This window comes from Nostoc sp. (genome assembly GCF_036917455.1).
Lineage (GTDB): Bacteria > Cyanobacteriota > Cyanobacteriia > Cyanobacteriales > Nostocaceae > Nostoc.
Genome location: NZ_JBALDK010000089.1, coordinates 49,436 through 61,546, shown reverse-complemented (window position 1 = coordinate 61,546; position 12,111 = coordinate 49,436). Strand labels below are relative to the sequence as shown.

At 42.5% G+C, this 12,111-nt stretch carries 11 protein-coding genes and 3 tRNA genes; 10 read left to right on the top strand and 4 right to left on the bottom strand.

Annotated elements, in window-relative coordinates; genetic code table 11:
- Nucleotides 1-49: 49 nt before the first annotated feature.
- Nucleotides 50-733, bottom strand: coding sequence for a glutathione S-transferase family protein (locus V7K42_RS09600; RefSeq protein ID WP_334915620.1), 684 nt, complete (start codon nucleotides 731-733; stop codon nucleotides 50-52).
- Nucleotides 734-977: 244 nt separating this feature from the next.
- Here V7K42_RS09600 and V7K42_RS09595 point away from each other — a divergent pair, with 244 nt between their 5' ends.
- Entirely contained in the window at nucleotides 978-1,358 is a 381-nt protein-coding gene (locus V7K42_RS09595; RefSeq protein WP_334915618.1) for a hypothetical protein, read from the top strand.
- Nucleotides 1,359-1,393: 35 nt separating this feature from the next.
- On the opposite strand, the gene V7K42_RS09590 is transcribed toward V7K42_RS09595, so the two are convergent.
- Nucleotides 1,394-2,176, bottom strand: coding sequence for a TrmH family RNA methyltransferase (locus V7K42_RS09590; RefSeq protein ID WP_334915616.1), 783 nt, complete (start codon nucleotides 2,174-2,176; stop codon nucleotides 1,394-1,396).
- Nucleotides 2,177-2,244: 68 nt separating this feature from the next.
- Nucleotides 2,245-2,325: transfer RNA gene (locus tag V7K42_RS09585), tRNA-Leu, on the bottom strand.
- A 409-nt stretch (nucleotides 2,326-2,734) separates the two neighbouring features.
- Here V7K42_RS09585 and murA point away from each other — a divergent pair.
- The 8 genes from murA to V7K42_RS09540 all read left to right on the top strand — a co-directional run bounded on the left by murA (nucleotide 2,735) and on the right by V7K42_RS09540 (nucleotide 9,758).
- A complete protein-coding gene (gene murA, locus V7K42_RS09580) occupies nucleotides 2,735-4,102 on the top strand; it encodes a UDP-N-acetylglucosamine 1-carboxyvinyltransferase (protein ID WP_334915675.1) in 1,368 nt (455 codons plus the stop codon).
- Between the two features lie 298 nt (nucleotides 4,103-4,400).
- Entirely contained in the window at nucleotides 4,401-5,279 is an 879-nt protein-coding gene (locus tag V7K42_RS09575; RefSeq protein ID WP_334915614.1) for a M48 family metallopeptidase, read from the top strand.
- A gap of 96 nt (nucleotides 5,280-5,375) precedes the next feature.
- Nucleotides 5,376-5,768, top strand: a complete 393-nt coding sequence (locus tag V7K42_RS09570; protein WP_334915612.1) for a hypothetical protein — start codon at nucleotides 5,376-5,378, stop codon at nucleotides 5,766-5,768.
- A gap of 102 nt (nucleotides 5,769-5,870) precedes the next feature.
- Nucleotides 5,871-6,308, top strand: coding sequence for a hypothetical protein (locus V7K42_RS09565; protein WP_334915610.1), 438 nt, complete (start codon nucleotides 5,871-5,873; stop codon nucleotides 6,306-6,308).
- A gap of 202 nt (nucleotides 6,309-6,510) precedes the next feature.
- Nucleotides 6,511-7,632, top strand: a complete 1,122-nt coding sequence (locus tag V7K42_RS09560) for an alpha-hydroxy acid oxidase (RefSeq protein WP_334915608.1) — start codon at nucleotides 6,511-6,513, stop codon at nucleotides 7,630-7,632.
- Nucleotides 7,633-7,743: 111 nt separating this feature from the next.
- A tRNA-Leu gene (locus tag V7K42_RS09555) sits at nucleotides 7,744-7,827 on the top strand.
- 775 nt (nucleotides 7,828-8,602) lie between these two features.
- Nucleotides 8,603-9,400, top strand: coding sequence for a WecB/TagA/CpsF family glycosyltransferase (locus V7K42_RS09545; protein ID WP_334915605.1), 798 nt, complete (start codon nucleotides 8,603-8,605; stop codon nucleotides 9,398-9,400).
- Between the two features lie 286 nt (nucleotides 9,401-9,686).
- Nucleotides 9,687-9,758 (top strand) — tRNA-Gln (locus V7K42_RS09540).
- 89 nt (nucleotides 9,759-9,847) lie between these two features.
- Here the strand turns inward: V7K42_RS09540 and V7K42_RS09535 are convergent.
- A complete protein-coding gene (locus V7K42_RS09535) occupies nucleotides 9,848-10,327 on the bottom strand; it encodes a hypothetical protein (protein WP_094341900.1) in 480 nt (159 codons plus the stop codon).
- A gap of 385 nt (nucleotides 10,328-10,712) precedes the next feature.
- Between V7K42_RS09535 and V7K42_RS09530 the strand changes: the two genes are divergently transcribed.
- Entirely contained in the window at nucleotides 10,713-11,999 is a 1,287-nt protein-coding gene (locus V7K42_RS09530) for a hypothetical protein (protein WP_334915603.1), read from the top strand.
- Nucleotides 12,000-12,111: the final 112 nt, after the last annotated feature.

Sequence of the window (12,111 nt, the reverse complement as noted above, 5' to 3'; positions counted from 1 at the left end):
CCCAGTGAATTCAACAATGTTTTAGTAATAGAGGATTGCAACCTATTCCCTACTTTTGAGCAGAAGCAACGGGAGTGGGCGCACCAAGAATCTTGGCAAATCTTTCTAAATAAAAGCTTGTAGGATTTTCTACAGCCTGAATTGACTCACGCGATCGCAGAGTATTCCACCATTTCTGCAAACGAGGGGTTTCTGTTGGTAAGGTGAAATTACGGAAGTGTTCTAGAAGGGGCAAGCGTTCAAACCAAGGATAGAAGCTGATATCAACTAAACTCAGCTGCTCTCCTAACCAGTAAGGGCCATTACCAGAAAGCTTACCTATTCCTTCTTGCTCAATGTACAACAGCGATTCCAAAAACTCTCTTTGTCCTTGTCCTTGTTCTTGTGCATCTTTACCACGTAGAAATTTGTTAAAGGCGGGTACAAAGCGGGTGTTAGCATAGTCGATCCAAATCCGAGCGATCGCTTTAGCACCTGGATCGCGGGGTAATAAAGCTGGTTCTGGAAAGACTTCTTCGAGATATTCGTTGATGATGGCAGACTCATAAATTTCGATATCCCCATGTTTAATCGCAGGGACTTTGCCGTAGCGTGAAATCTGTGTGTAGCCATCTGGTTTGTTTTGTAAGTCAATTTCAGTGCTGCTAAAGTCAATTCCTTTTTCTAGTAAAACTACACGGGTTCTTTGAGAAAAGGTGGAGGCTTTGGCAAAGTAAAGTTGTACGTTGCTCATAAAATACTTTCCTTGTAAATATTGCGTAGACGCGCAGTATGGCTAAATATCAGTTATTTGGGACACAAGACTGCGATGGCGTACCCGCCCGCCGGAGGCGATCGCATACTCAATAATATACTACGGCTTGTCGGTCGTATTAAAGTATTTTATCTCAGGAGGATTCCATAGTCTTTACAAAAATACAAGTCCCAACGATTGGAGACGGCTTGGCAAAAGTGACCAAAGCCAAGTATCGATATTCTTGATAACCACTGCTAAAGTTGATACAGCACACAACTATGATGTTAGAAGTGCAAAATTTAAATCTGTTGAAACTGCAATCAAAATTAGGTCAGTAAATCAGGATTTTCAAGTCAATATTATGGAGCCAATTCAACCACCACAGCGCCGCGTCGCCGATCGAGTGTTTCAAGAATCCCTCGATCAGTTGGAGGATATTTTACAAGAAATTTCAACTGAGGAAGAAGAAATCTCACCACTCCCCCAACTGCATACTACTAGTCTCAGTGAAGTAGAACTCGCTCAAGACTCGATCGCTATTGATTTAGCGGCCCTTGAGGACGCAGTTGCTGATATTGAACAATATCTTGAAGAAAAGACAAAAATTCAAGAAAAGTCATGAGTTTAATTCCTGCACAGATGCGATTAATCGCATCTCTACTCTTGACTCATTTGCCGCCGAGCTTCGTATAACATTAAAGCAGCTGCGATCGCCACATTCAAAGATTCTACCCCAGGACTCAAAGGGATTCTGACTTGTTTATCTGCGATCGCGGCTAAATCTGCCGACAATCCAGCACCTTCATTTCCCAGTAAAATCAGACTGGGTTTGCGCCAGTCCACATCCCAATAAGTTAAAGTCGCACTGGGTAAGGTTGCCACTACCTGCATTCCTGCTTGTTGACTTTGTTGAACGGTAGCTTTTAAATCCTCGGTTACGGCCGTTGCTAGGCGAAACCATTGCCCTGCTGAAGCGCGGAGAACTTTTGGGCTGTCTAAATCTACACTATCTCCACTTACCCACAAACCTAATGCTCCCACCCCCGCAGCAGTGCGAATCATCGTCCCCAGGTTTCCCGGATCTTGCACCGTTTCTAAAGCTAGGACTAAACCAGTAAATGGTAGTTGAGTTTGGCTATCCCTTCGTTTTGCCGTTGCCACCACACCATCTGGTTGGACTGTCGTAGCGATCGCATTTAATACTTCCTCGCTGACAATTTCGGTGCGATCGCTTTTACCACAAGCTTCTTCCCAGAGTGACGAGTGCGCTGCTTGCCAATCTGAAGTACAACACACCGTTTCTAATGGGTAATTTACCGCACAAGCTTCTTCCAACAGGTGCGTCCCTTCCAGTAGAAATAACTGCTGCTTATGCCGCTCCTTAGTGGAGTGGAGTTTGCGAATTTGCTTAACTAGGGAATTTTGTAAACTGGTCAACACTATTTTATATTTTAGATTTTGGATTTTAGATTAATTCAAAATTGGCAATCTAAAATCCAAAATTGGTATGCGGAACCCGGGACTTGAACCCGGAAGCCTTGCGGCACTAGAACCTGAATCTAGCGCGTCTGCCATTCCGCCAGTTCCGCTGGCACTTGTGCTTATCGACAATTTCTTGATTATTGCCTAAAATTTTACCTTTGTCAAGTTAAAATAAAAAACCCGTTAAAAGTCTCAGGTTTGTAACGAGTTTTTCGGGAAATTAGGTCAAATCAAAATATTAGCTGAACAGTACAGCATTGATTCCTAGAAAATACTTAAGTCATTTTACTGAGTATTTAATTTTGCTTCAAACTACTACTGATTCATTATTTTTTGTTAAATTTTTCAAAATCCCAAAAAGCCTGCTATAACTTTCTTTTAGCCCTTAATTTTTCCAAAAAAGCAATTTTTTGATGCAAGAAGTTGTCCTAAAACGTGGACAATTTGAATCTTTACTGTAGAATCAAAACCAACTTCAAACATATAAAATTACGTATTACTTTTGGAGGTAGGCTTATCAATCCTTCTACCAGCTTACCAGATGCAAAAATTGCTCCAGAAGCAGACTCCTCAGTCTTGCAAATTTGGGGCGGGCATCCTTTGCGTGGTCATGTGAAAATTAGCGGGGCAAAAAATGCAGCATTGGTAATTATGGCTGGAGCCTTGCTGTGTCCGGGTGATTGTCGTATCCGCAATGTCCCCTTATTAGCGGACGTAGAGCGGATGGGTCAGGTTTTATCGGCTTTGGGTGTACGTTTAACCCGGCAAGGCGATATTTTAGACATCAACGCCAGCGAAATTAAAACCTCAAAAGCTCCCTACGAACTAGTTACCCAACTGAGGGCGAGTTTCTTCGCCATTGGAGCCATTCTTGCCAGATTGGGAGTAGCACAGATGCCCTTACCAGGCGGTTGTGCTATTGGCGCAAGACCAGTTGACTTGCATGTGCGAGGACTGCAAGCGATGGGGGCTGAAGTACAGATTGAGCATGGCATTTGTAACGCCTACGTCCCTGGCAGCAACCGGAGATTAAAAGGTGCGAAGATTTACTTAGATATCGCCAGCGTTGGAGCTACAGAAAACTTGATGATGGCTGCTACCCTGGCAGAGGGCGAAACCATCATCGAAAATGCTGCCAGAGAACCGGAAGTAGTTGATTTAGCTAACTTCTGTAACGCAATGGGAGCGAAAATCAAGGGGGCGGGTACTAGCAGAATTATTGTTGAAGGAGTCCCCAAATTGCATTCTGTTGATTACAGCATTATCCCCGATCGCATTGAGGCCGGGACATTTTTACTGGCAGCAGCAATTACCCGTTCCGAACTTATTCTTTCGCCAGTCGCTCCAGAACATCTTATCCCAGTGATTGCCAAGCTGCGGGATATTGGGGTGACAATAATTGAGGATAAGCCTGAACACTTACACATTCTGCCAGCAGAAACCCTCAAAGCTACGGATATTGAAACCCAATACCATCCGGGTTTTCCCACAGATATGCAAGCGCCATTCATGTCTTTGCTGACATTGGCCGAAGGCGACAGCGTAATTAACGAATCTGTCTTTGAAAATCGCTTGCGTCATGCCTCAGAATTGAATCGCTTGGGGGCAGATATTCGTGTCAAAGGCAACGCTGCTTTCGTTCGGGGAGTGCCGAAATTATCTGGCGCACCAGTATTAGGCACAGACTTACGAGCATCAGCCGCGTTGGTTATTGCCGGACTAGCGGCAGAAGGACAAACCACAATTCAGGGATTACAGCACCTCGATCGCGGCTACGATCGACTCGATATGAAGTTGCAGCAATTGGGAGCTAAAATCCTGCGTGTGGGCGAAACATCAGCAGATGCCGAAATCGTTGCCAGCATCACTAGCCTTTCAAGTTGAAATTGATAGGTTGAGACTGGCTGAAGAGGCAGGGTAGCAGGGAGCAAGGGGGAGGATTTAGGATTTCCGCTGCAATTAAGGGTTTCAGAGCAAGTAAATTTATTTATGGGTCTTCTCCCCTGCTCCCTACCCCTTTTCCTCTTCGATGACGCGGGAATAAGGACAATGAGGGAGACAAGGTAAAATTTTCTCCCCCTGCTCCCCTGCCCACCCTAGTTAAATCGTTATACTAACTGTGGGTGGCTGTTTATTTAACCAGCCAGATTCCATAGTTGTGTTTTTTATAGCTTGTTGCACTATGTCTTTCTTCAAAACCCCTCTGATTGGTTTAAAAGCTGACTCATTTCGTCATCCATTAGACCTGGAAGCTACTAAAACGCTCAAGCAAATCCCAGGCATAGATATGTTGGTGCGAAATTGGCTCGGGCCAATGGCAGAGCAGGTTTTCTATGTAGAAAATATTGCTTCCAGCATTCTGGTGGGTGAAAAACAACTACCAGATTTACACAAGCTATTGTTAAACGCTTGTGAAATTCTGGATATAGAACCTCCCCAGTTGTACGTCCGGCAACATCCGGCTCCCAACGCCTATACTTTTGCTGTGCGGGGTAAGCAGCCGTTTGTGGTGATACACACATCCCTAATTGATATCCTCACTCCAGAGGAAATCCAGGCAGTAATTGCCCACGAGTTAGGGCATCTCAAGTGTGACCATAGCGTTTACTTGACCCCTGTAAATTTATTAATCTTAGCTGCGGCGATTGTGCCCAATGTCGGAACCTTCGTTGCTCAAGCGATACAGGCACAGCTTTTAGAATGGGTGCGCTGTGCTGAGTTTACCTGCGATCGCGCCGCATTACTAGCAACCCAAGACCCGAAAGTTGTCATGTCAGTGTTAATGAAACTGGCGGGTGGTTCCCCAACCTTAGCGCCACAACTGAATCTCGATGCCTTTGTTGCTCAAGCCCGCGCTTATGATGACATCAGCAAGACCGAATTAGGCGAAATGGTCAAAACCGCCCGCACAGCGCAATTAACCCATCCAGTGCCAGTGCTACGGGCGCGAGAAATTGACCGTTGGGCAAGCAGCACCGAATATCAATCTTTAATCCAAACTCATGGATTGAAGTCTACAAGTAATGAAGTTGCACCCAAAGGTGGCTGGCGAAACTGGTAGAGTTAGTAATGCGATCGCAATTACGAAATTTCTTCAGATAAGCTTTGGGCGATTACACTGTGATGTAAAATACTGGTTCAGCCAAAAAATCAGCTAATGACCAGGTTTCCTTACGACCAGTTCGCCAAAGACTATCTTAAAGAATTGTTACAGCCATTGGGAGAAGTGGAAACCAGTCGCAAAGTCCCAGCCCAAATCCGAGAGATTGATGTTTATTTCGTACCTCCACCCCAATCGGCGAAGAATACAATAGAATTAGGGCTGTTAGGAAAGTTTGCGGCTGAACCTGCATTAATTGAACCATTTAGAAATGCGGCTACAATTGCGGAAATCCGCAGTTGCATGAATAAGTTATTTGATATCTTTGCTGAAATAAAACGTCAAGCGAAAGGTGATAAAAATCGGCTTGCCGAATCAGATTTACCACGTTTGTGGATTTTGTCACCCACAGCTTCTGAATCTATATTAGATGGTTTTAGAACTAACTAAGACGAGGAAAATTGGGGAATAGGAGTACATTTTTTAGGCGATTACTTTAGAACAGCAATTGTAGTAATTCACCAATTACCGCGTATAGAAGAAACAATATGGTTGAGAATTTTAGGTAAGGGAAGAGTCCAGCAAGAAGCGATAGACGAATTAGAAGCACTTCCCCAAAATAATCCCTTACGTACTAAAGCAATTGATTTATTATTAAATTTAAAGACTACCTTAGAATTCAATCAGAATATAGATGAGGAGGATAGAAATTTGATTATGCGCTTATTACCTATTTACGAGCAAAAATTAGCAGAAGTTAAACAAGAAGGAATCCAAGAAGGAATCCAAGAAGGTATTCAAGAAGGAATCCAAGAAGGAATTAAAGCAGAACGTCGTAATGTTATAGAGAACTTGTTACGTGTTCGTTTTGGTTCTTTAGATGCAGAACTAAGAGTGATTACTGAAGCTTTATTAGCATTATCTCCAGAGGAATTTACTCCTTTATTACTGCAACTATCCAAAGAAGAATTATTAGATAGGTTCCTTTAAAAAAACTCAGTTACTAAGGAACATGAATTAAATAAAATGCAAAACTTTATCCTGTATCTAGCTTCCCTCTCCAATATATAGGAGAGGGATTGAGGGTGGGGTAAGCTGTCGGACATAAATTGTATGTTATTTAATTCTTATTCCTAATAAATCGTTCAATCGGATTAAAAAACATCCTACTGCTTAACCCACAGCCGCTACCATGACAGTTGTACCCAATAACCATCGCTTTCAGCCGATAAATCTCTTTGAGTACGAAAAGCTAGCAAAAGAGCATCTGTCTCAAATGACCCTTGATTACTATAGCAGTGGTGCTTGGGACGAAATTACATTACGAGATAATCGTGCAGCCTTTGAGCGAGTCAAATTACGACCTCGGATATTAGTCGATGTCAGCGATCGCAATCTAACTACCTCCATTTTAGGACAACCCCTGCAACTACCTTTGTTAATTGCACCGATGGCTTTTCAATGTCTAGCCCATCCAGATGGAGAAGTGGCTACGGCTCTAGCCGCCGCATCAGCTGGTATAGGTATGGTATTAAGTACAATGTCCACTAAGAGCATTGAAGAAGTAGCAACTGCGTGTGATAAATTTCCAGATTCTCTGCGATGGTTCCAGCTTTACATCCATAAAGACCGGGGATTAACTCGTGCTTTGGTAGAAAAAGCATATAAAGCTGGCTACAAAGCACTTTGTCTGACTGTAGATGCACCTGTTCTCGGACAGAGGGAGAGAGATAGACGTAACGAGTTTGCTTTACCCCTAGACTTACATCTGGCTAATCTTACCACTATCTCAGGGCTAGATATTTCCCATGAAAAAGGCGAATCTGGGTTATTTACCTATTTTGCCCAACAGCTAAACCCAGCAGTAACTTGGGACGATTTGGAATGGTTGCAATCTTTGTCTCCACTACCTTTAGTTATCAAAGGAGTTTTACGGGGAGATGATGCTGTGCGGGCTGTAGAATATGGAGCCAAAGCAATTGTTGTTTCCAATCATGGTGGCAGACAACTCGATGGTGCGATCGCTTCTCTAGATGCCCTAGTTGAAATAGTAGCAGCAGTGGATGGTAAAGTAGAAGTACTGCTGGATGGAGGCATTCGCAGAGGTACAGACATTCTCAAAGCTCTGGCATTAGGAGCAAAAGCAGTACTAATCGGACGACCTATTTTATGGGGACTAGCAGTAGCAGGACAAGTCGGTGTATCTCACGTCATCTCACTGTTACAAGATGAGTTCAATATAGGGATGGCACTTAGCGGCTGTGCAAAACTACAGGATATTAACCCTAGTTTATTGACCTTGCCACGTCTTTAAGTCTTATGTGATGGTTATGAGAGCTATGATTCCAAAAAAAATTTGAGAATTAACTTTCAAAGTTGTGACAAAATCCCTTAACTAGAGTATGATAGTCAAGTTGGATCTAATGGGCGGGTGGCGGAATTGGTAGACGCACCACACTCAAAATGTGGCGGCCTTACGGTCATAGGAGTTCGATTCTCCTCCTGCCCACTATCAAGTAAATAGTAAAGAGGTTATAAATTATGCGCCTTAAAAGATGGGAATCTCCCCGTAAAGAAGGCAGAAATGACAAAGGTAGAGGTGGTTCTGCGAGGAAGCGACAACTCAAAAAGCAAAGGCAAATGTTACGGCAAAGGCTCAAAGAAGCTAACAAACTAGAGAATAACAAAAATAATAGATTAGGGGAAGATAAGTTTATCTTCCCCTTCTTTTTTGAATTTTTATTTCAGAAACAAATCAAGCTTAGGTATTTTTCAATACATAGACAAAATTGAATCTGTTGTAACATTGGAAGATTACGCTAAAAATTTATTAGCAATTATTTAAAATATACTAACTAAAATTAAACCTCTTAAGCGCATACTTACGTATCAAAATTAGCAAACTGAGTAGCTGATATCTGAACTTTTTCAAGCAAAAGTTACGTAAAATATGTTACTCAGTGACAAATTTTATATAAGAATTTATCGCAATTGTAATGCTTACATAAACTAATCAAAAATTAATTATGAAGAAACTATGAATTTTGTCAATCAACCTCTTAAATCCTTAGCTTAAAACAGTAAGCTAGGACACAACAGCAAGTAAATCTAGTATTACTGACTTAAGCCAAAAGTATATTAAGAACGCAATTGCACCTCCACGTGTTAACTTCCAATGATGAGACAAGCCTACAAAAAGTCAGGAGTCATCCAATTCCGAATTATTCAATATTTGGAATGGTGTATGTAATCTATGGATTTTTTCTTGGACATAGGAGTTATTGATGGTGGCAAGAGTGCCTCTACCTACTAAAAAAGTGCTGGATTTTCCTATTACTGCTTTACGCTTTGACCTTCAGATACAAACAATACTGAAGTGGGCAAGTAGGCGTGAAAGCAAAAGTGTGTATGTAGCCAATGTACACATGCTCATTGAAGCTCATTGGAATCCAGAATTTGCTGCCGTATTGCGAAATGCAGATATAGTTACTCCTGATGGTATGCCTCTTGTATGGATGATGCGAAAAATGGGCGCGTCTCAGCAAGACCGTGTAGCCGGGATGGATATCTTTCTAGCATTGTGTCAGCGAACTCAAACACAAAATCTTAGTATTTTCTTTGTCGGTTCCCAAACAGAAATTCTCTCTAGGATGCAAAAAAGGTTAGAGAAGGAATTTCCACAGATGAAGATTGCGGCGATGGAGCCTCTACCCTTTCGTCCCCTAACTGAAACTGAAGACGAAGCTTTGGTTAAAAAGATTAATTCTAGTGGTGCCAGTGCCGTTTTGGTATCGCTGGGATGTCCTAAGCAAGAAAATTGGATAGATCAACATAAGGGTAAGATACAAGCTGTAATGATTGGACTGGGTGGAGTTTTTCCAGTTTATGCAGGAATTCACAAGCGTGCGCCCCGCATAATTCGAGACTTAGGACTTGAATGGCTGTATCGATGGATTCAAGAACCGCGCCGACTTTGCAGCCGCTATGCTAAGACCATTCCACTATTTCTATGGCTGGCTACAAAGCAACTACTATCATCAAGTCGCATTGCAGCAGTCTTCCTTCACGAGACTGGAGATTAACAAAAAGTGAAAAGAAATAATCTAGTTGCCCCTAGCTTTGATATTCAAAGCTAGGGGCAGCTTTTTGAGCTTAAATTTCATAATCAAGTAAAACAGATTTTAGATGCAAAGAAATGGCGACCCTCGTTCATTACTAGACGATACAGCCCAAAGCGCTGAAATCCGCTAAATGCAGCGATTCCGACCAATCCATATCCTGGTGTAAGAATACATTATCTTAAATAAAATATAAAAGTACTTGACACAAACCCAGGATTAACTGCTATATTAACTAGAGTAAAGTCGTTGGGGCGTAGCCAAGTGGTAAGGCAGCGGGTTTTGGTCCCGCCATCCCTAGGTTCGAATCCTAGCGCCCCAGTAGATCTAAAGACAGGCATGACAGCCTGTCTTTTAGAGTTTTTATTCAATTAGTTAAAAATACATCTCAATCAATCTGATTAGTAGGCGTTACTTATCTGGTGATTTGAGAGCTTGATCCAGAGTTTGCCGAGCCTGTTCTGCTTTAGATCGGGCTTCTTGGTAACGCACATTAGCTTGGGCAAAATTTTTGAGGACTTTAAAACCTTCCTTAAGTCGAGTAATTTCCTCTTCAGTCACCGAATCATCGGTGAACAGAACGTCAACCGCTTTGCGAATTTCTAACGCTTCAGATCGTGACTCTTGAACTTTTAGCTTGAGTGTAGCTAGGTTACTTAAAACCTGGACAGCTTGTGTAATGGTATCCTCACCGCTAGCAGTATCAATAGGTGACTCTTTAACCTCAATTAATTGTTGAGGGCCAAATCCTTCTTCTAGTTCCGTGGGTAGCTTACCTGCATCCATCAGTTCCATCAGTTGATCCATTGCTTTATCACGGGCTTTGGCTGAATCTTTCCCAGAAACAGTAAGGATAATTTCTGGACTTTGAGCGAGAGTATATTGAACCATATTTGAGCAGAAAATTTGCTGGTTAACCAAGCTGAGGGAAACAATTATAACATGTTGCGTGTCAGGTCATTTGTTGGTTTATCAAACAGAATTCAGGAGCCAGGAGCCAGAATTCATTGCTGAATTCTGTACGAAAGAGCGGATGAATAAATGGGTTTAAGACCCCCAGCAAATTTTTAATTTGGTGGTCTACAATGAGTGGGGGATTCAGACCCGCCACGAGAGTGATTCTGACTCCTGAATTCTGGCGTATCTGTTTTCTGTTTCGATGTCGGGTTGCCAAATTGATGTAATTTCATGCTTCATTCCTACCTGTGCTAAGTCGATCAAAATAAAACTTTATACTTAAGAATAGGGTAATAAGTTTCAACAGGAGGGGAGAGCAATGGCTCCCAATCCCACCATCATGCAGGCTGTGGAAAAACTGGGCTACCGTGTCACCGTTGGTGATGTGGCAACCCAGGCAGGATTGAACGTCGCTGAAGCTAATCAAAGCTTGTTGGCCCTGGCATCTGATGCTGGCGGACATTTGCAGGTAGCGGATTCAGGTGATATAGTTTACCTTTTTCCTCAAAATTTTCGAGCAATTTTACGTAATAAATACTTCCAGTTACAATTGCAGGAATGGTGGAAAAAGGTCTGGAGTGTACTGTTTTATCTGATTCGCATTTCTTTTGGAATTTTCTTAACTGTTTCCATCGCTCTGATAACTGTTACTATCTTCATTATCATTACTGCTGCCAATTCAGACCGTAACGGCGACAATCGGGGCAGTAATTCTGGTGGGGGTTTCTTCTATTTTCCAAATTTATTCTGGTATCTTAGCCCAAATTATGATAATCAGTACCAGGAACGACGACGGGGAAGCCGAGAAGAAAGCAATCTGAATTTCTTTGAAGCTGTATTTTCGTTTTTGTTTGGCGATGGGAATCCTAACGCCAACTTAGACGAACGTCGCTGGCAAGAAATTGCTACGGTGATTCGGAGTAATCGTGGCGCAGTGGTAGCAGAACAAATTGCCCCATACTTGGATGATATTGGTGAAGGATATACAAGAGAGTACGAAGATTACATGCTGCCCGTTCTGACACGATTTAATGGGCAACCAGCAGTAAGTCCCGAAGGGCAAATTGTTTATTACTTCCCAGAGTTACAGGTGAGTGCAGTTAAAAAGCGCCGTAATTCAATCTCACCTTATTTAGAGGAATTGCCTTGGCGTTTTAGTGCCGCAAGTTCAGGGCAAATTATGTTGAGTGCGGGGTTGGGTGTACTAAATTTTGTTGGTGCTTTAGTATTGGGAAGTTTGTTGAGAGATGGCACTGTTGCTGTCCAATTGGGTGGACTAGTAGCTTTTGTGCAAGGAATTTATTGGCTGCTATTGGCTTACGGAGCAGGTTTCTTAGGTATACCGTTATTGCGTTATTTCTGGATTCGGTGGCGTAATCCCAAAATTGCCGATCGCAACCGCGATCGCCTTTCTCGATCGCGGCTATTGGCAGATCCTGATGCACCTTTGCAACAAAAAATCAACTATGCCCAACAATTTGCCACAGAAAAAGTCATCAGTAAGGAAGATTTAGTGTATTCTAGCGAAACTGACTTACTCGACCAGGAAGTTGAGCGTTCTGCACAGATTGATGCTGAATGGCAACGACGGTTAGACGAGTCATAAGCAATTCGCTTACTCACAAAATCTCGCTTAAAGAGGAAGTCTAACAGTAAATGTAAGCTGTTGTGTTTTTAATTTGCATATTGAGACAGCAGGGGAGCAGAGGGGCAGAGGG

What these genes read in the sequence shown, in the direction of transcription:
- V7K42_RS09600 (WP_334915620.1), bottom strand. Translation starts at nt 733, where the DNA reads ATGAGCAACGTACAACTTTACTTTGCCAAAGCCTCCACCTTTTCTCAA.
- V7K42_RS09575 (WP_334915614.1), top strand. Translation starts at nt 4,401, where the DNA reads ATGTCTTTCTTCAAAACCCCTCTGATTGGTTTAAAAGCTGACTCATTT.
- V7K42_RS09570 (WP_334915612.1), top strand. Translation starts at nt 5,376, where the DNA reads ATGACCAGGTTTCCTTACGACCAGTTCGCCAAAGACTATCTTAAAGAA.
- V7K42_RS09560 (WP_334915608.1), top strand. Translation starts at nt 6,511, where the DNA reads ATGACAGTTGTACCCAATAACCATCGCTTTCAGCCGATAAATCTCTTT.
- V7K42_RS09545 (WP_334915605.1), top strand. Translation starts at nt 8,603, where the DNA reads ATGGTGGCAAGAGTGCCTCTACCTACTAAAAAAGTGCTGGATTTTCCT.
- V7K42_RS09535 (WP_094341900.1), bottom strand. Translation starts at nt 10,327, where the DNA reads ATGGTTCAATATACTCTCGCTCAAAGTCCAGAAATTATCCTTACTGTT.
- V7K42_RS09530 (WP_334915603.1), top strand. Translation starts at nt 10,713, where the DNA reads ATGGCTCCCAATCCCACCATCATGCAGGCTGTGGAAAAACTGGGCTAC.